The 19,625-nt window shown below is 33.5% G+C and carries 21 protein-coding genes; 1 reads left to right on the forward strand and 20 read right to left on the reverse strand.

The window, feature by feature from the left end:
• Positions 1–502 precede the first annotated feature (502 nt).
• The 8 genes from BLT22_RS08825 to BLT22_RS08860 all read right to left on the reverse strand — a co-directional run bounded on the left by BLT22_RS08825 (position 503) and on the right by BLT22_RS08860 (position 7,963).
• A complete protein-coding gene (locus BLT22_RS08825) occupies positions 503–1,717 on the reverse strand; it encodes a phosphopentomutase (RefSeq protein ID WP_091762578.1) in 1,215 nt (404 codons plus the stop codon).
• 1 nt (position 1,718) lies between these two features.
• A complete protein-coding gene (locus BLT22_RS08830; protein ID WP_091762580.1) occupies positions 1,719–2,879 on the reverse strand; it encodes a YhfX family PLP-dependent enzyme in 1,161 nt (386 codons plus the stop codon).
• A 19-nt stretch (positions 2,880–2,898) separates the two neighbouring features.
• The gene (locus BLT22_RS08835) at positions 2,899–3,246 is read right to left on the reverse strand and encodes a PRD domain-containing protein (RefSeq protein ID WP_091762582.1); all 348 of its coding nucleotides are present in this window, start codon (positions 3,244–3,246) and stop codon (positions 2,899–2,901) included.
• A 14-nt stretch (positions 3,247–3,260) separates the two neighbouring features.
• Complete coding sequence (gene yhfZ / locus BLT22_RS08840; RefSeq protein ID WP_091762584.1) at positions 3,261–4,184, reverse strand: GntR family transcriptional regulator YhfZ; 924 nt, start codon at positions 4,182–4,184, stop codon at positions 3,261–3,263.
• 3 nt (positions 4,185–4,187) lie between these two features.
• Positions 4,188–5,303, reverse strand: coding sequence for an aminotransferase class V-fold PLP-dependent enzyme (locus tag BLT22_RS08845; protein ID WP_091762586.1), 1,116 nt, complete (start codon positions 5,301–5,303; stop codon positions 4,188–4,190).
• Positions 5,304–5,314: 11 nt separating this feature from the next.
• Positions 5,315–6,187 carry a phosphotriesterase family protein gene (locus BLT22_RS08850; protein ID WP_218127266.1) on the reverse strand — a complete coding sequence of 291 codons (873 nt, stop codon included), beginning with the start codon at positions 6,185–6,187 and terminating at the stop codon, positions 5,315–5,317.
• 91 nt (positions 6,188–6,278) lie between these two features.
• Complete coding sequence (locus BLT22_RS08855; protein WP_091762591.1) at positions 6,279–7,580, reverse strand: YhfT family protein; 1,302 nt, start codon at positions 7,578–7,580, stop codon at positions 6,279–6,281.
• Between the two features lie 11 nt (positions 7,581–7,591).
• Positions 7,592–7,963: a DUF2620 domain-containing protein gene (locus BLT22_RS08860; protein ID WP_091762593.1), complete on the reverse strand. Its 372-nt coding sequence runs from the start codon at positions 7,961–7,963 to the stop codon at positions 7,592–7,594.
• A gap of 331 nt (positions 7,964–8,294) precedes the next feature.
• Between BLT22_RS08860 and BLT22_RS08865 the strand changes: the two genes are divergently transcribed.
• Positions 8,295–9,332 (forward strand): amidase family protein, encoded by a 1,038-nt coding sequence (locus BLT22_RS08865; RefSeq protein WP_091762595.1) that lies wholly within the window; start codon positions 8,295–8,297, stop codon positions 9,330–9,332.
• A gap of 93 nt (positions 9,333–9,425) precedes the next feature.
• Here BLT22_RS08865 and BLT22_RS08870 read toward each other — a convergent pair whose 3' ends face one another.
• The 12 genes from BLT22_RS08870 to BLT22_RS08925 form a co-directional block, all read right to left on the reverse strand.
• Positions 9,426–10,022: a KpsF/GutQ family sugar-phosphate isomerase gene (locus BLT22_RS08870; protein WP_236048814.1), complete on the reverse strand. Its 597-nt coding sequence runs from the start codon at positions 10,020–10,022 to the stop codon at positions 9,426–9,428.
• A gap of 15 nt (positions 10,023–10,037) precedes the next feature.
• The gene (locus BLT22_RS08875; RefSeq protein WP_091762597.1) at positions 10,038–12,119 is read right to left on the reverse strand and encodes a BglG family transcription antiterminator; all 2,082 of its coding nucleotides are present in this window, start codon (positions 12,117–12,119) and stop codon (positions 10,038–10,040) included.
• Between the two features lie 17 nt (positions 12,120–12,136).
• Complete coding sequence (locus BLT22_RS08880) at positions 12,137–12,769, reverse strand: bifunctional 2-keto-4-hydroxyglutarate aldolase/2-keto-3-deoxy-6-phosphogluconate aldolase (RefSeq protein ID WP_091762599.1); 633 nt, start codon at positions 12,767–12,769, stop codon at positions 12,137–12,139.
• A gap of 11 nt (positions 12,770–12,780) precedes the next feature.
• On the reverse strand, positions 12,781–13,668 hold the full coding sequence (gene dapA / locus BLT22_RS08885; protein WP_091762601.1) for a 4-hydroxy-tetrahydrodipicolinate synthase: 888 nt from the start codon (positions 13,666–13,668) through the stop codon (positions 12,781–12,783).
• Between the two features lie 28 nt (positions 13,669–13,696).
• A complete protein-coding gene (gene ulaA, locus BLT22_RS08890; RefSeq protein ID WP_091762603.1) occupies positions 13,697–14,956 on the reverse strand; it encodes a PTS ascorbate transporter subunit IIC in 1,260 nt (419 codons plus the stop codon).
• Between the two features lie 12 nt (positions 14,957–14,968).
• Positions 14,969–15,256 (reverse strand): PTS sugar transporter subunit IIB, encoded by a 288-nt coding sequence (locus BLT22_RS08895; RefSeq protein ID WP_091762605.1) that lies wholly within the window; start codon positions 15,254–15,256, stop codon positions 14,969–14,971.
• Between the two features lie 14 nt (positions 15,257–15,270).
• Positions 15,271–15,723: a PTS sugar transporter subunit IIA gene (locus tag BLT22_RS08900; RefSeq protein WP_091762607.1), complete on the reverse strand. Its 453-nt coding sequence runs from the start codon at positions 15,721–15,723 to the stop codon at positions 15,271–15,273.
• Positions 15,724–15,973: 250 nt separating this feature from the next.
• Positions 15,974–16,627, reverse strand: coding sequence for a beta/alpha barrel domain-containing protein (locus BLT22_RS08905; RefSeq protein WP_091762609.1), 654 nt, complete (start codon positions 16,625–16,627; stop codon positions 15,974–15,976).
• 2 nt (positions 16,628–16,629) lie between these two features.
• Complete coding sequence (locus tag BLT22_RS08910; RefSeq protein WP_091762611.1) at positions 16,630–17,229, reverse strand: SIS domain-containing protein; 600 nt, start codon at positions 17,227–17,229, stop codon at positions 16,630–16,632.
• 102 nt (positions 17,230–17,331) lie between these two features.
• Positions 17,332–18,228 (reverse strand): dihydrodipicolinate synthase family protein, encoded by an 897-nt coding sequence (locus BLT22_RS08915; RefSeq protein ID WP_091762613.1) that lies wholly within the window; start codon positions 18,226–18,228, stop codon positions 17,332–17,334.
• A 48-nt stretch (positions 18,229–18,276) separates the two neighbouring features.
• Complete coding sequence (locus BLT22_RS08920) at positions 18,277–18,681, reverse strand: PTS sugar transporter subunit IIA (protein WP_091762615.1); 405 nt, start codon at positions 18,679–18,681, stop codon at positions 18,277–18,279.
• On the reverse strand, positions 18,678–19,622 hold the full coding sequence (locus BLT22_RS08925) for a phosphoglycerate dehydrogenase (RefSeq protein WP_091762617.1): 945 nt from the start codon (positions 19,620–19,622) through the stop codon (positions 18,678–18,680). The genes BLT22_RS08920 and BLT22_RS08925 overlap by 4 nt, the downstream gene beginning before the upstream one ends.
• Positions 19,623–19,625: the final 3 nt, after the last annotated feature.

A 19,625-nucleotide genomic window follows, 5' to 3' on the forward strand; every position in this document is an offset into this window, starting at 1 on the left:
TCTTATTGAGTTAAGTGATGAATTGCTCTTATCTGGTAACTGTATGATAATTTCTTAGTGAGTTGATTGATATTCTGCTCTTATCTGGTAACTGAATGGAAATTTCTTATTGAGTCGATTGATATGCTGCTCTTATCTAATAACTGAGTGATAATCTCTTATTGAGTTAAGTGATAAACTGCTTTTATGCGGTAAAGTTCATCTAACTGTGTAAAACACATTAATCCAGCACCAAAACAAATAGATACAAAAATGAACTGAGAATAGTCTGAAATTTGCCTAATTAAAGAAGCACCCTCGAACTGAATTTATTCAAGCTGAAAACCAAATCGAACAATAAAATAGTGATTATGAAGGAGAAATTGATCAAACAAACGATCAAGAAGCATTTAAGAAAAAGAAGAAACCCTGAAAGAATTGTAAAAATACAATTCTTTCAGAGTTTCTCTATATTTGAAGATTTTCAAAAACTTTTGTCCTAGTCTTATTCTCAAAGGTTTACTTATTTTATCAGTTCTTTCATAAACGAAACTCCATTCGCTGGTTTTTGAGTTTCGAAATAGTCACTAATTGTAGCAGCAACATCAGACATCGTTTCTCTCAAGCCGACTTGTCTATTAGATAATCCTTTTGAATAAATCAAAAGAGGAACCTTTTCTCTAGTATGTTGGCTATGACCAACTGTCGGATCATTTCCATGATCGGCCATAACAATTAAAATATCTTCCTCATTTAATTTATCTAACAAACGACCAATATTTTTGTCACTTATTTCTAATCGGTCTGCATACCGAGGAACATCTTCAGCATGTCCAGCTAAATCAGTCTCTTGAATATTCAAACAGATAAAACCAGTGGACATTTTATCAACTTGTTCAAATAATTGATCAAAAAGATATTGAGTATCCACCCCTGGATATAACTCTTGACTTTTTGTTTGAACAATATCTGCAACTTTTCCTATTAAAGAAACAGGTATATCCTGTGTATCTAATATGGAAGGAATTTGTATTTTAGGATCAATGCCATATCCCAAGTGTATAACCTGATATCCTTTATCGTACACACCTGATTCGGGTGCATCGACTCCAGAAAATTTATTGTCTATAATTTTTCTGGCATTCAGCAGATTATCAAGGTCCATATTTTCTCCACCAAATGTGATCACTCTAGAAACCTTGACCACTTCTCTAACCTTTTTTCCAATTTCTGTTAACTCTTCAAATGAAATAAGATCTAAACTACCCGATACGTTATAAACTTGTCCAAGGTCTGTTTCTAAGTTGTCTCCTATGGTTACACATTCATTAATAACCAGTATGTTTGGCTCATGTTCTTCGCCTAATTTTCTAACAGTATATCCATTTTCAAAAAGATGCTTTTTCACTTTATCTATTGAAGCACTGAAAGGTTCATTTAACGGAATCGGCGGGATCGTTCCCATTATTTCTTGATGTCCTAGAAATGAATCCGCACCTTGATGTGATAGATTTGCGGTACCCCAATTTGCTTTTTCAGAAAATTTAAATCCTTCCCATTCTTCTCCTATTGCATTCATCAAACCTAAGTTAAGTAGATTAGGAATATTTATTTCCGGTATTTTTTTGATAATATGAAGTGCAGTATTACTACCAACATCTTGTGCCCTTACTTCTTCTACATCGCCCATAGCACCTACACCAAAACTGTCTAATACAATTACAATAAATTTGCCCATGCTAAATCCTTTCTATTTGATTTCCTTGACTATCGTAAATACCAACTAATTGGGGTGCTCCAGAGTTCAACCCCTCAACAATCGCTACATGGCTTCGCGTCACAAAAATTTGTGTGCGAAATGCCATAATGGCCGTCGCTCCGATAGGTTGGCGATTTTTTATTTCTAGGTAATAATCAATATTTTCACTCGGAAAAGGTTTCACTTTAGTCTCTGAGCGGTTAGCTTTATGATCAATTAAAACATTCTCCAAATTTCCTCTAGGATAGTACCCGCCACCATATATATAAGAACTATCTTTGCTGTTGTGGGAAATTTCACTGACGTATACGTAGGCTGGTTTTTCCTCTAGCTCAAATTCAGCATGCATTGGAGAGGTACCTGATAAAGCATGACCGGGCTCAGCCTGTGTGCCCTTTATTTCTTTAATTAATGGAAGTGTTTTAACTGAAGTAGCCGAAGGTACATTCATTTCTGATATACAAAATCCGTTTTCTTCTAATAAATGCTTAGCTTTTTCTAAAGTAATCACATTATGAGATGGTTCAAATGCTTTAGTCTCCTGATTAAATAAGATACAAGGAAAAGATGTAACACCAACAATGTCACAAAATTCAAATGATTTAAATTCAGTCATATCTGCTTCTAATTCCTCTAACAAAAAGCCTCCATACTGCCCAGGATATATAGCATCCCCTTGATCAATCACACGCAATAATATCTTTTGCTTAATGTCCAGTTCTTCAGCAATTTCATTTATTTTACGTAACTTTTCTACTGAATAAACCGTTATATAATCTACACCATAGGTCATGACTTTTTTGATAAAGTGATCTGGAAGTTGAACCAAATGACCAACATTTCCAATAGGAATATGATTATCCATCATGATTTTTGCTTCTTTAAAATCCACTACTACAGCTTTTTCTATTCCTGCTTCAATAAGTGCATTGGCAATAATTGGATTACGTCCGATTTGTTTCAACATAAAATATAGTTCAATATCTAATTTTTTTGCCTCTATTGACATTTTACTGGCATTTTCTTTTATTTTATCTAAATCAATCACATATGTGTCTGGTAAAATCTGTCCACTTTGATGTAATGAAACAGCATAGTCAATTAATTCTGGATTACGTTTCTTAACCATTTCCAAAAACATCTTATCGTCTCCTAATCAATTAATTTCGTAATAACGTAACTAAGTGAAGATGGAAATACCCGTCCTCATCTTGAGAAAAAGTAGTCGGAGCGATAACTTTTAATTCTTTCCATATTTCAATTGCTTCTTCATACTTCTCATCATTTTCAATTTCTTGTTTTATGATTTCATCAATACCATCGATCATTTCATCTGTATTTTGTCTGGCAGTAGCCATAGCTAAATGTGTGATAAATACATCTGCTTCCTCTTCATTTTCAACAATATTTCTATTTATTAAAAACATTAAAGCCTCTTGAGCATACTCAAATGTTTCTTGATCAATAACTTTATTTTCTTTTAATATGATTAACTTTTCTTGAATCATGACACTTCTCCTTTTTAGAATCTAGGAATTAAATCTCCCGTTTTTACAAGTTGCTGTATTTCTTTCATCTGAGTGATTGAGATATTTTTTTTACAGACTACTTGTCTCATCAGTCTATTTTTTGAACAGACAATAACCGCTTCGCTAATTGCTTTATGATAATCTTTCATAGGAATATCAATATAATTCAAGTCCGTGTATCCTTTTTCTAAAATTTCATCATAGTTCCAGACCCCTGCATCGATTTTCTTTTCTCTAATTGCATGAATCAATTGATTGGCAGGATAGTCTACTAATGTAACTTCTTTATTTTTCACTAATTCTTTCGTTAAGAAATAATGGTCTAATGAGTCTTTATCTATCCCGATTTTCATACCTTTTTGAATCTCTTTTTTATTATCCTCAGAAAATATCAAAATATGTTTAGATAAATAAGAGGATGGTCCAAAGGATAAGGCAATAGATATATTGCGACCATTTTGAATTTCTTGTTCTGCAGCAAAACGAGAAACAACCGCAAAATCATATACTTCGTTTTCTGCTGCTTCTATTCTCTCTTTAGACCCTCTGATAAAGGCTAAATTCAGTTTAATATCTTGTTCATTCAGCATAGAATACAGTCCTGTTGCAAAGCCTTCGTATAGTTTTGAATAGGGTAATGGCATAGTTCCGACTAGTCTATTAGCATTTGCAAAATTCTGCAATTTTTTGTAATCAATTTTTTCAATGAATGTGCCTAAATGACCTCTGCTTTTTGTTTTTATGGCTTTTTCTTTCTTTAAAAATTCCAAAGCATTTTGTACCGTTCCTCTAGAAAATTGATATTTTTCTTGGAGTTCATTCATGATGGGTAAACGGTCATTAATATTTAACAAATAGATTTCTGAAGCAATCTTTTCTATTGCTATACCCTTTTTCTTATAAAAACTTTCTCCCATAGCTTATTCCTTCCTATTATTTGCTTTTTCTACTTTATCTATTGACTGTTTTAAAATTCTTATGATTGTATCTGCTCCAGCTCTCATCGGATTAATTCTAATCATTTTTTCTTCATATGATGAATCATATTGCAAGAATGTATTGGAGACTCTATAAAACATAGGGACAATTTCATATTTTGATTCTGCTCCTACAGGATAAGGTGCAGCTCCAAATTCTTTTGCCTGTTCAAGCACCTTCTTAGCAATTGCTTCTTCAAACTCAACTAGGACGACTTTTGATTGAGCATTCGCTATTCGTGCTGATTTAATTCCTTCTAATTCCCCATTATTTAATCTATCATATAGTTCCTGACTTGTTCTCGCAGAGATCGCTAATGCCACTGGAGCATAAGTTAATCCTCTTAACACCGCTAAAGCTTCATGCCCTTGTACTTGTAATCCTCCTGAATAACTATCTTTTTTTAGCAGTTCGATATACGTCTTTTTACCTACTACACAACCGATTCCTTCAGGTCCTAATAATTTAAAGGTAGAGAAGCAAGACAAAGAAGCACCCATCTCAACACCGATTTTAGGTATTTTCATCACTGCATAATTATCATCTGTAACAATGGGTATTTCTGAATGAATTTTTCTAATAGCTTGAATGAGTTGCTCTGAATCATAAGCGTCATCTGGTTTTTGCCGAGTTAATTGAATCAAGATACCATCAAAAGTCTTATCATTGATTACTTTAATGACTTCTTCTATATCATTAAAGTTAACTTTAATAGTAGCAATATTTAACATATCTAAAGATACTTGAGTAGTCGGATAAACGGGTGCATCGTGGATCATAATCGTTTTATTTGGACCAATAGCACGATATAATGCATTTCTGATGGCATTTGTGCCAGCTCCTCTTACCAATAAAGCAGCTTCAGTACCAAAAAACTTTGCTAATACTTTTTCTACTTTATCTGTTGTTTCAGGTTTGTTCAAACCTGGAACGACTCCTAAGTCTCCCTGACTTAACAGTTCATTTCCTGGAAAGACTTGACTGATACAATCAACAAATTTAAATTGTTTTAACGCAGCTTCTTCTATCGTAATACTTTTTAATGGATAGGTTTGCATTCTGATGCTCCTTATTTATAAAATGCTCTAGGATTATGTGATAACATTTTTTCGATAATAGGCTCTGAAATATCATTTTTTCTCATCAACGGAACAAAAGTATCAAGTAAATAGGCATACCCTAGACCTCCGTTTGCTTTTAGATGAGAACGCCGAGTAATGTCCATTGATAGAAAAATTTTATCTTCGAAACCTTCTTCAATAATTTTCTTCAACATCTCTACTCTTGTCTGATCAGGCATATAATTTTCTTTTCCTATTGTATCAAATTCAACATAAACGCCCTCTCTTAACAAAGACAGTACATACTCTACATCTCCTGTTAAATCAACATGTCCAATTACTACTTTGTTCAACTCTATATCTTTTGATTTAAAGAATTCCACTTGTTCTTTACCAAACGTACCAAGCGTTGTATGTGTGGTAATCGGTACGCCCGTTTCTTTATGAGCTAGTACGGATGCTTCAAATACTTTTCTTTCACGATCGGTCATTTGGTTTTTACTTGTCCCTATTTCTCCGATTAGCGAAGCTTTGACCTCACTATTATCTATTCCTACTGTGATATCTTTTACCATCATAGCTGCTAATTCTTCAACTGTTGATGTTTCAATATATTCAGGAAGAAATTTATCCTGATACCACCCAGTAGATTGAACAATATTTATCCCACTAGCTTCCGCTACTTTTTTGACATATTCAGGATTTCGTTTCATCCCTCTAACTGTAACATCAATAACATTCCGAACACCTTTATCATATAATTCTTTATACTCTTCAATTGTTTGTTTGAAACAATTCAAATTTGTATCTTCTACCTTTTTAAGGGAAGAAAGATCTATTGTAGTATGTTCATGCGCATAGGTATAACCCTCTAATAAAATCATTTATATCCTCCTTTATATGGCTATGTAAGTTAAAGCAGAGAGACGTGAAAATTAAAAGAACTCTCTGCTTATCCTTTCTTCTATTTAACTATCCAGCGGGCGTCCATAAGCTCAATACATAAAGAATATTTACAATAATACCTAGCGCAATCGCTGCTACTGGACCAACTGCCATATCGACAAGCGGCTTTTTAGCTGTACGGTTAAGAAGATAAATACCGATTACCCAGAAAAATCCAATGCCTGGAGCAATTTGTTCACTTGCTAACGCTCCACCAACTAATAAAGCAATTTCAAGTACTCTATTCATTGCAGTTCTGATATGTTCTCCCAATTCACGTACACCAGGGAAACGATCTAATCCTTTAGCTGCTCCATCCAGAAGTGAGATTTCTACTAACATTGCAACAGTTCCTAAAACGAAAGCTAATATAGGATTACCTTGTAAAAAGATTCCTATAGCAAAAACAAAGGTGGTTCCTGCAGGACTGTATACTCCTGTTACAATCGCTGTGGAGAACACAAGTGGAATAAAGCCAATCCCTCTAGCTAAAGCAGCTAATCCTGCTTCTCCAAATTGTCCACTATCCATTAAGCTTAAAGAAATCGGATCTCCTGCAATCAACGTTAAACTTGTAGCAGCAGCAACTAGTCCACCCGTTAATGAAAGTAAAATCATATTCTTCTTGATTTTCTTAACACGTTCAGCAAAGATACTGACTAAATTCTGATTATCTGTGGAGTCACCTTTAACTTTTATTGCAAAATAAAGCATGAAAATCATACCAGCAAGTAAGGTCATACCTTCAGCACTTAAGGTAACTTGTGCACCTCCAGGTAGAGTAAATGACCCAAATTGTTTCGTTAAAAACATAGCCAAGGCAGCAACTCCAACTGTTAAAGCCCCCTTTTTAAATCCATGTTGATAAGCAACTGCTATACCAGGGAACACAGAGAAAGCTACAACAATTGGGTTTCCAACCATTCCAAGTGCATCAAGGAAATTAACTGGAAGTATTTCAAAAATATTTACGATAAATTGCAGACCAAATGTCAGACCTATTCCCCATGCTGCTCCTAAAACTCCAGCAAGTGCTAATCCCAATTTGGAATTTGGTGTCCAAGTTCCAATAATATCTGTCATCAACAGTAAACTATGAATAAGTAAAATACTTGCACCAATTGAAACTGGAATACCAAATCCAATCACTAAACCAAAACTAACCGCAAAGCTTGTAGCCGCCAATTCTTTTTTACTAATTACGCCATCAGAATGATACTCTGGCATAACTGGTCTTAAACCATCATTAAATACTGCTATACCCTTATTCGTTAACATAGTCGCCATAGCACCTAAAGCACCGATGACAATTATTTGAGTTATGTCCATTTTTGAACCTCCTATTTATCTTCTTTTTTTAATATTTCTTTTACGATAATTGGTAAAACTGTATCTTTATGTTGGGCTGTAAATCCAAAAGCCTGTTTCCCAGCTTGTACTTCTTCAGCAATTTTCTCTTCTGACATAATATTGCCTGGCATAGAAACAGTAGAACAATTACTCCGTCCAATCAATGCAATGGCCATCGCTAATGCTCCACCGCCACCGGTATTGCATGCTCCAAAGTAATAATCAGCTTGCTTATTTTTCAAAGCCATTGCTGCATCTAAATCACTTTTCACTTCTACTTCCGCTTTGTCCCCGACTAATTCATTAATAACTTGAGCCACTTCTTTTTTATCAATTTGACCACCTACAACAAATTTCAACATATTTGCATCTCCTCAATGATATTTCAATTTACATTTTTTTGTAAATTGATAGTTAAAAAATATCTATTCAACATAGATTACATTCTTACTCAGGTTTATTCACTTACCTAGAAACCATACCTCACCCAGATAGATGTTCCTCCTTTGAAAATTTGTTAACCGCTTTCTTGAACAAAGTATAATATGCCTAATTTGTTTTTGCAAGTTTTATTTTAAACAAAATCTAAAAAATCTATTAAATAACCTTTTTATAAAATTTCTCTAACTATTTATTTTGATTTATGGTAGTTTATTGGTGGTTGAACCAAATACTTATTAAAAAGGTGATATTATGAACCAGTTAACGATTAAAAAAATGGCAAAGAAAACTTTTATAGCAATGAATAATCCCTATCAATCTGTAGTAAAAGTCTACCCTCAAGCTATTGATAAAATATTAGCTTCCCCTTTTTCTTATATTGGCATTAAGAACAAACCGGAAATTCCAAAAGCGTTAATTGATCTTTTTGAAGACACAAACCAGTATGCCTTGCATACAATAGATTCATCAAGCTTGGGAGGCAGGGCAATTGATACACGTTTAATGAATCCAATTACAGGTAGACCAATGACTGGATCTTCTAGCGGTACTGCCATCAATGTATTACTTGGAATCAATGATTTAGGGATAGGTACTGATGGAGGCGGGTCGGTCCTCGCGCCTGCTATGTCTCTAAATTTGTTCAGTTTCATTTCACCCGCTTTATGTAAAAAGCATGTCGAAAAGTTCCAGAAAAAGTCTACTGATTCGCTATCCTTCACTCCGTCCATCGGATTCATTACAAGAACTTATGACGAAATCAGCAAAGCTATAATGATTTCAATAAATGGTGTTAAAAGCTCTTCTACTGCTCCATTATCTATGTTAAAAGTAGAGAACAAGACTAAACAACTTTCTTTTGATACAGCACTAGACCACTATCATCCTACTACCTGTTCAATAGATTTATCTTCCTCTAGAGAATCACTCATTAAATTTGTAAGTGACCAAGTTGAAAAAAATGATCTTATTGTCTCTTTAGAAGGACCAATTGATTTATTAGGATTAGGTGATACAGTACTTGGTCATATGGGATCACTGGCAAATGATTTACAAGCAAGTGCGAATAAAGGGTTAATCAGAGTTGCTAATATGGCTAATGCTGCTGCATGTACTATTCCAACTGAAAATTATGGTACTGCCTATGTCCTTATCTGCAAAGATACTCCCGAACACATTACCAAAATGCTAAGAGTCGCTTCTACACTCGCGCAAGACCAAGATCCATTACTTGAAAAATACTTTACTAGCTTCGAAAATTATTTTCCGAAGGAATTTCCAGATATTTAAATTTTGGCTAAATTCTTTATTCATCCACTAAAAGATACACAATATTCACAAAAAGCAACGACGTATTCATTGAATACATCGCTGCTTTTTTATTTATATCTTTTTTTCTAGTTGCTTTCCAAGACTTCCTCCTGGATGGTAAAGATGAAAGTTTTCTTTATCAAAAGCTTTTAATTTTGCTACTGTACCTGCTAATGCATCGCCTATTGCTAAGGTTAGTGTTGAACTAGTGGTTGGGGCTACATTTAAATAATCAGCTTCTTTATCATACTGATAGATAAGTGAATAATTGGCAGCTTTTGCTAAAGTAGAATATTTATTTGAAGTTAAAGCAATTTTTACTGGTTTTATTTGATTTAAAGATGGTAGTAAAAAAACCAGTTCACTAGTTTCACCACTATTTGATATAAGAATTACAATATCTTTTTTCTCTATCATTCCTAAGTCCCCATGCAATCCTTCTGCAGCATGCATAAAAAATGAAGGTGTTCCCGTACTTGATAATGTGGCAGCAATTTTTTGTCCAATATGTCCAGACTTCCCGACTCCTACAACCACCACCTTGCCCTCGACATTAGCAATCACTTCAATGACTTTCGCAAATTCATCTCCTATTTGAATTGATAAATCTTTCAATGCTAAAGCTTCTATATCAATAATTCTTTTTGCTTCTTCTAATATATTAATCATAATCACCTCATTCATTTAAGCTGTATTTATTCGTGTCTCAAAGTCGTTTATATATTCTTTTACTTCTAATGCTGTATTAGATGAATTAAGCTTTTCGAAAAAAGAATCTTCTGATATCAGTTGAATAAATGTCGACATAGCTTTTAAATGCGACTCCTTGTCAATCGAACCCAAAGTAAATATATATTTAACAGGATCTTTATTATTATTACCGAATTTAACAGGTTTGGCTAGAACCGTTATCCCCATAGCTGTTTTGTTAACACCATACTTTGGTTTAGCATGAGGCATTGCAACTGAATTAGAAATAACAAGATATTCACTATTTGTTTCCATAGATTTTTTAATCTCATTAATATATTCTTCAGAGATAGCACCTAATATTTTTAAAGGATTAGCCGCTTTTTCAACTGCATCCCATTTATCATGAGCAGTTACATCTAATTGGATATATTCCTTTAAAATAATATCTGAAAGTTCTAAGTTAACTTTTCCGTACGTTTCGTGTGATAAGTCATCGACAATAGATCCTCTAATTTCATTCTCAAACTCTTTAAATTCTTTTTCCGGCACGTACTTTTTCACTATATTGATCATTTGATTAAAACTCGGAAGCTGGTATTGAAAGTTATTTATCTTCGAGTACACTTCACTTATTAAATCCGAGATCTCAGCATCTGTCATTACTGGACTTACTACAAAATATGGTTTTTTCTCTTTAACAAATTCAACTTGGTTAATTGTAGTAAATATAATATCTGCTCGATCAAAAACAGAATCCAGATTAATGAATTCAATAGGCTCCATAAAAATAAATTCAGGAAATATAGATTTCAACCTTGAATACAACAACATTGAACTACCTATTCCATTTGGACAGACGATTGCAGCTACTTTCTGATATTCGGGTTGCTTGCTAAAATTTGAAATAATAGATGCAAAATGAATCGTCAAATATGATAATTCATCTTCAGATATCACTCTATCTAGTTCTTTTTCAAAACTTTTAAATGTTTCTTTAACAATTGTAAAAAGTGCACTATATTCTGATTTTATTTTTTCTAATAATGGATTGTAGACTGGTATTCTAAATAACAATCGATAATAGGCAGGTTGAAAATGTATATATAATTGAGCAATAACATCCTCTTTTTGTTCAATGACTATTCCTGAAAAGGATTCAAAACGATTTAAAAATCTTCTAACCATTTTCATCACATTATTTCTATTTTCATTTGTTATTTCATGAATCCCGGCAGAAAAACCTAATACACATCTACTTAAATATTCTGAAGAAGATTCAGTATACATATCAAAATATTTTAATAAAGATAATGAAAACTCATATTCATCTGTATTCATTAAATCTTTAGCATCAATGTATTCGTCAATTCTTACAGCATGATTTAATAGTCGCTGTTTCAATAAAATAAAACTATACGTAAATTCAATCAATCGGTTTTCCACAAATTTTATATCATGTTTCCTCATTACAGAAGATATAATACTTAGCATCTCTTCGAATTTAATCAATTGGTTTGTTTCGATAAAATAGTCTATGAACTTACGATTTGGATTAAAAGCTAAACTATACAACACGATCTTTAATAAGTATGCTCTTAAATCAAGTTCATCCCCTGAGAGGTTATATCCTTCTAATCGGTTATACTCAATGCCGATATTCTGTTCTTCTAAATCATTTTTTAAGTCTCCTAAATCTTTAAAAATAGTAGCTTTACTAACTTCAAGTGCATCCACGAAATGGTTAATAGACAAATAACCCTCTCGTAAAAATATCATCATATAGATAAAATGCATTCTTTCTTGCCTATCCATTAAATACTGACTATCAAAATGATCACTATCCATATCTATTCGTTTTAACAAAAATGTATAGGTTTCGTGATCTATACTAGCTTTTTCTTTAATAAATCTTACTGGCTGGTGTTTATTATCTTTGATCCAGCCATTTATTTTATCCATAGTATATTCTAACTGTCTTTTAGTAAGGTTTACTTCTTTCATAATATCTTGTTTTAATACATAAGAGGATGTAGTTAGTGCTCTAATAACCTGAATTGATCTACCATCTAACATGATTCCCCTCCTAACAATTAATCTTTCTTTCTAATGTTATCTCTTGATAAAACTAAAGACGCTGCATTCTTTTTAATTTCTTCATATGAACCTTTAGTCAATAATGAACCTACCCCAAGACATTCCACTCCAGTGTTAAACCATTCTTCAGCATTATCAATATTTACCCCACCAGAGGAAAGTAAAGGCATATGTGGAATGGGCGTTTTGATCGTCTTAATAAATGAAGGCCCAAAATGACTCGCTACTGGAAATACTTTTACATATGAAGCTCCGTACTCTAAAGCTTCAATCATTTCTGTCATGGTTGTACACCCAGGCGCATAAGGTATCTGATATCTATTACAACTAAAAGCAATTTCTTTTTTAAAATTAGGTGCAATGATAAATTGTGCCCCTGCCATTATAGCTAGTCTAGCAGTCTCGCTATCTAATACAGTTCCCGCTCCTATAACCATTGTTTCTTTAAACTCTTCTTTTAGAAACTCAATAATTTCTCCAGCATTTGGAAGGGTATAGCTAATTTCCAGTACATTAACGCCACCATCTAGACATGCTTGTGCAATTTCTTTTGCTCTTTCTTTTGTTTTAACTCTTACAATTGCCATTATACCTGTATTTTTAATTTCAGATACTACTTCTAATTTCATGAATATACCTCCTATTCATTCTTATCATATCTTTTCAGCGTTTTTTCAATGACTAATTTAGCTTTAGAGGTTGGATCTAATATTGGTTTACATGCTCTCCCTACATTTAGACCACTTATCGTTACACAATATTTTAAACTACTAGGAATTGTTGAACTTTTCAGAATATTCCTTAGTGGTTCTATACTAGATTGAAGTTCTTGCGCCTTAACTAACTTATTATTTTTCCAACATTCATATAGTTCGATAAACGTTTCTGGAATAACGTTCGAGAGTGCCGTTACACCTCCATTTCCCCCTACTTCAAGTAAATCTAGTATCTTAGAGTCAGAACCCGAAAGTACATAAAACTCATCATTATTCCTGGTAATCTCCAAGTAAGCTTTCATATTTTCAAAATCCCCACTACTATCTTTAATCCCTACAATTCTTTTATGTTCTGACAATTCAAGAACCGTTTGTGGTTCAATATTAACCCCAGTTTTACTTGGCATATTATATAGTAAAATTGGCAAAGAAGTAGCATCAGCTATTGTTCTGTAATGTTTCACCAATTCTTGTTGAGTGACTGGTATAAAATAAGGCGTAATAATAGATAAAGCATCAGCTTTTAATTCTTCCATTTTCTTAGAGAGTTTAATGACTTCGTTTGTAGAATTCATCCCCACACCCACTATGACTGGCACACGATTCGCAACTGTTTCAATTACTTTTTTAGCAAAAATCAGCTTACTTTCTTCACTTAGCAAATGCGCTTCCCCGTTTGTTCCTAGAATAAATAAGCCATTAACACCTGCTTCTATTAACTGATTAACCAATTTTTCTGTAGCATCAAGATTGATCGTTTCGTCAGCATTCAAGGGAGTAACCATAGCTGTAATAATACCTTCAAATTTCATCATATCCTCCTATATCTTGGTTCCATCATTAACTAAATATTCCCAACAACCAATCTAAGAATATTCCGACAATATTATAATCGACATTTGGGAACGTGGAACCTTCAACACCCATACCTGCATATAATGGATATAAAATAGCTGGTAAAAATGCAAGTAATAATCCGACAAAGAAAGATCCTAAAACCGCTCCTCTCCAGCCACCAGTTGAATTACCAAATACACCCGCTGCACCACCAGAAAAGAAACAAATATGTGCTGCTGGTATGATGACTACAGGAAAACTGAAGCTAGCCATAAATAAGATAGCAAGCAATCCTGCTGCATATGAAGATAAGAAACCAACTAATACAGCGGTTGGTGCGAATGGAAAAATAGTCGGTACATCCAATGCTGGTTTAGAATTGGGAATAAATTTCTCTGAAATCGATACAAATGCCGCAGTTATTTCAGCAAGGAACATTCGAACCCCTGTCATCAAAATAGACATTCCAGCTGCAAAGGTAAAAGCTTGCATTAAAGGATAAACTAGCCAATGAACTGATCCTGAAATTTCCGATGTTGCCTCACTACCTGCTGCTATTGTGGCAATATAGAATAATATCAACATAATGACAGAAACACCCATTAAAAAATCTCTAAAAAAGGATAACCACTTTGGAAAATTGATGTCTTCAGTTGTTTTATCTTTATATTTACTGAACGCTTGTCCAATATAACCTGACGCAGCATAACCAATCATATTAAAATGTCCAATCGCCATATCATCACTACCTGTGATTTTTCTAATGAATGGCTGACAAAGTTGCGGTAATGCTGCTGAAAAGAAGCCAAGCATTGTTCCTCCAATGATGATTGCAGTTACATCATCAAAACCATGCGATTTTAGAATAAGAGCTAGAACGCCTGCAAAGAACAAACTATGTCCACCATGAAATAAAATATTTTTTAAAGGTGTAATTCTAGCAAAAAATAGATTCATTATAAAACCAAGAATTAATGTACTCGAAACGACAAAACCATATGAAGTTTGTGCCAATGCAATCGCTGCTTCTGGCGATGCTATAACACCCGTTATATTGAATCCTGTTTGAAACAGGGTATTAAAGTTTTGAAGCGAACCAGTAATTGTACTGGCCCCTACACTAAAGATTAAAAACCCTATGACTGTTTTAAATGTGCCTTTTAAAACTTCTGTTCCGCTTTTTTTCTGTGCTAATAATCCTATTAGCGCAAATGTTCCAAGTAAAATCCCTGGATTGCTTAGAAGACTGACTATAAATTTCATTTTTTCTCTCCTTTATTTCGAATGTGCTTCAATGAATGAGCTTAATTTTGTTTTTATTTCTTCCTTATTGGTAATACTTGCTATACCAATTATTGGTTTATTGATCCCTATACTTTCAAGTTCATCTTTTACATCCGTTAAAGTAATTAATAAATCTCCAGTGAACCCGCTCACGGCATCTAACGAAGCATGTTCTACCTCAATTGGAAAATTTTCTTCCTTAATAACTTGTTCTGCCTTTATTTTCAGCATCAAACTGGATCCTACGCCAGCTCTACATGCAATTAACGCTTTAAACATAAAATTTCCTCCCACTAATTCGTTTCCATATTTTTTATATAATCTAATATTTCTGAGCTATTATTGCTTGTATCTAATAACGATAAAAACGTTTCATCTTCCATTAGTTCCACCAAGTTAGCTAATGCACTTAAGTGGCTGGTACTATCTGTAGCACTTAAAAAGAATAGGTATTTAACTGGATCATTCGCCTGATTACCAAATTCTACAGATTGATTTAAGACAGTTATACTTAAAGATGATTCTAATGCTCCATATTCAGAAGGAGCATGTGGTAACGCTATATGTTTAGCAATTACAATATAAGGACCTGTTTCCTTAGCAATTTGTACTACTTTTTCTACATACCGTTCTGTAACTTTATTGCTTTCCAGCAATGGTTTTGCTGCTTTGTAAATCGCTTCTTCCCAATTATAAGCTTCTACATTTAACTGAATTGCATTATTTCCAATTAACTTACTTAGCAAAATCTTTGACCTCCTTTCTTTTTGAATTTCTTTATATACACATCATAATTTGAAGCGGTTACAATATCAATAAGCATTGAATCTCGATTTTGTTAGCGTTTACTACAAAAAGTATAGTCAGACAGTATTTTTCCCATTTGCTAATTGATCCAGCATATAGTGATAATTCAGAAATATTATAGTAAAGGCATAAACTCTTATTTTCTCAATAAAAGTTTATGCCTTTTGCTATTCGAAACATTTAATAAAATTATTCTATTTCAAGTATTTCACATTCACTTCTTTTTTCATCAATAATGTTACGAATTTTTTTAGCGTTTTGGGTAATTTCTTCTGTAGTTCCTTTAGTGAGTAAGGATCCAAAACCACATATGTCTGTTCCACGTTCGATCCAAGTACTACAGTTTTCTAAATTAATACCACCGCTTGCTAGTATTGGCATATCTGGAAATGGTGTCTTAAAAACTTTAGATAATTTACTACCATAGAAATCGGATATCGGAAATGCTTTAATAAATGCTGCTCCATAACTTAATGCTTCTATTGCTTCTGTAAAAGTTGTACACCCAGGTGCGTAAGGAATTTGATATCGATTACAAATTTTTGCAACATCTTTATTGAAATTTGGAGCGATAATAAACTCTGCTCCACTCATGATCGCATGCCTCGCTGTTTCTGAATCGAGTACTGTACCTGCTCCTATACAAAGAGTTTCTCCAAAGCGTTCTTGTAACTGACTAATAATATCTCCTGCATTATTTAGTGTATAGCTAAGCTCCATTGCTGGTACGCCCCCATTTATACACCCCGTAGCTATTTCAGTTGCTCTTTCAATTGAATGCGTACGGACTATAGCAAGAGCACCTGTGTCGTGTAACCGCTTCGTGACTTCTAATTTTTTCATTTTTATACTCCTTCTTTTCCTATTCTATTTTCTCCAATTGTTCCTCCAGGGTGCCATTTTAGATAACCTTCCATATCAAGTTCCTTTGCTTCCTGTAATAATACAGACAAACATTGTAAAATAATTAGTTGATTTAATATCGAAGCCCGAGGTGGTTTGTTTAAATCATCTCCTTCATTCATAACCTCTGATACTAGCGCAACTTCCGACAAACGACTTAAGGAAGTCCTAATGTTCTTTGATAAACCAATAACTTTAGCTCCATTACATTTCACAGTCTCAACCGAATAAAGTAACTCTTTTGTTTCACCACTATTTGAAATAGCAATAACGATATCTCCAGGAATAACTTGCCCGCTTGATCCGTGAACTGCTTCCGTTCCATCTAGTTCATAAGCTGGAGTTCCTGTTGAAGATAATAAAGAAGCACAATATCCTGCAACATAAGATGGTTTTCCAATTCCCATAACATGGACTCTATTTCCTTTTTTTTCTGCTGATTGTATAAGTTTAGCTGCATACTTGAGGGCAGAAACCGGAAGCGAATCATAAAGTAATTTATTTACTTCACTATCAACTGTATCAATAAATTTCTGTAGCATCTCTTTACTCCTTCATTTTATTTTTGAGCGTTTCTATGTTGCTTTTTACTTTTGAGCGTTACCATTTTAGTTTTCCATTTCTTTTTTTGAGTAAGTGTTACTCTATCTTTCTTTATTTATGCCTATTTTTTTCAACATTTCTTGAATTTCTTTATCTGCTTCCTCTGACAATTCTAACGTTGGATATCTTGCTGGGCCTACCTCAGCGATTCCAGCTAATTCAATAGACCGTTTTAAGGCTGAAGGAACAGTTCCTAATTTCAAAATTTTTCTCAACTCTTCAATCGCTTGCTGGTAACCACTTATTTTATCTACTTCGTGGTACTTTAGAGCATGATTAAAGCCAACTAATTGATCAGTTAATAAATTACTAGTTCCTGCTACAGCTCCTTTAGCACCTAACGCATAAGCCTGTGCAATTTTAGAATCTGATCCTATTAATACAACAGTATCAGTATTCTTAGTAGCATTTATATAGCTTTCAAATAATTCTAAATCACCACTACTGTCTTTGATCCCTCTCACATTTTTAATACTTGAAAGTTTTTCAACAAGTTCAGGTGATAGTTTATATCCAACTGTTTTTGGAATATTATATAAAATGATTGGTATCTCTACACTATTTGCAATACTTGAAAAATAGTAATACAATTCTTCTTCAGTAGGTTCGAAGAAGTAAGGAGCAAGAACAGAAAGTGCATCAACTCCAAGCAATTCCATTTTTTTGGATAATCTAATGCTTTCATGTAATGAACAGCTACCTGTTCCCACATAAACAGGTACTCTTTTATTAACCTTTTTTGTTACATGTTCTACAAACTGCAGTTTTTCATTTTCGGTCAAAACCTGAAATTCTCCGTTACTACCCAGTAAGAATAAACCATCTATACCTTTATCAATTAAACGATCTATTAACTGATCAGTAGCTTCATAATTTATTGTTTGATTATTATCCCTACAAAAAGGTGTTACCATAGGGGTTATCATTCCTTGAATCATTTTTTCATCCTTTCAGAACGATTAGAAAATCACTCTATTATTCACTTTTTAATCTAATTTCTTATTTGTATGAACAGTTCCTTCATTAGCTATCTTAATAGTTTCATCTACTAATTCTTCAATATTTATTTCTTGTTCCCCTGAAACCTTCATGTAAAGATCAATGAATATACACAGACTAGCCCCCGTAATTACTTCAAGATTGTATTTTTTTGTTAGAGCCGTTAGTACATTAGAAGGGGTTCCCCCGAACAAGTCAACTAAAGCTATTGTTTTTCCATCATTCCGTTTCAATATAGATTCAGCAGTCTTCAGAAAATCATCAAATGACATTTCTGGTAATAAAGAGATAACTTCTACTCGCTCAACTTTTCCTATAATCATTTCAGCAGAAGCCACTAGTTCTTCAGCAAAATGTCCATGACTAGCTACAAGTATATTTATCGGGGTCATTTTTCATCTCCACCTACTAAAAGTTTTTCCATTACAATACTAGTTGCCAAGTGACAAGTCCGTTGTTCGGATTCTTCAGTTCTTGAAGCAGTATGAGGTGTCAAAATAAATTGATCTAACTTTAGTAATCCTATATTTTCTACTGGAGGCTCCTGGCTAAATACGTCAAACATAGCAGAACGAATTATACTGTTCTTTAACGCATTTAATAGGGCTTCTTCATTAACGACTCCACCTCGTGCACTATTGACTAAACAGGCAGTAGATTTCATTTTTTTAAGCTCGTAACCTGAAATTAAATTTTTAGTAGAAGAATTTAGTGGAACATGTAAGGAAAGGTAATCGCTATCTTGAAGAATTTCGTCATAGGATACTTCTTTAACCTTACTTTCTTCTTTAATTTTTTCATCAATTTCTATCACATCATATACAAGTACTTCCATACCTAATCCACTGACTTGCTTTGCAAGGCGTTGACCAATTGCTCCAAATCCTATTATTCCCAATGTTTTCCCTTTTAATTCTCTTCCCGTCTCTTTTATCCAGTTTCCTTCCTTTACTTGTTTAGTTGAAGAAAAAAGATTTTTTGCGTCCATGAACATTAGTGAAAGAACATGTTCTGCGACTGCATTTGTATTTGTGCCAAGGGTTTTTCCTATAAAAATATTTTTTTCAGCAGCATATTCCAAATCAATATTGTCGGTTCCTACCCCAAACTTACAAATCACTTTTAGATTTGGACATGCATCTAAAAAGTCTTTATCTATTGTATCCACTCCTACAATTAGTCCATCTGCATCTTTTGCTTTTTTCAATAATACGGCAGCAGTATAAGGCAACCCTGTCTGATTGAAATCTACATCAATCCCATTTTCATCAAACTGTTTTAAAGCTTTTTCTCCATAGTTTGCGAAACCTCTCGGAGTAATCACAACTTTCATCTG

It is taken from the genome of Marinilactibacillus psychrotolerans (assembly GCF_900101525.1).
Classification (GTDB): Bacteria; Bacillota; Bacilli; order Lactobacillales; family Carnobacteriaceae_A; genus Marinilactibacillus; species Marinilactibacillus psychrotolerans.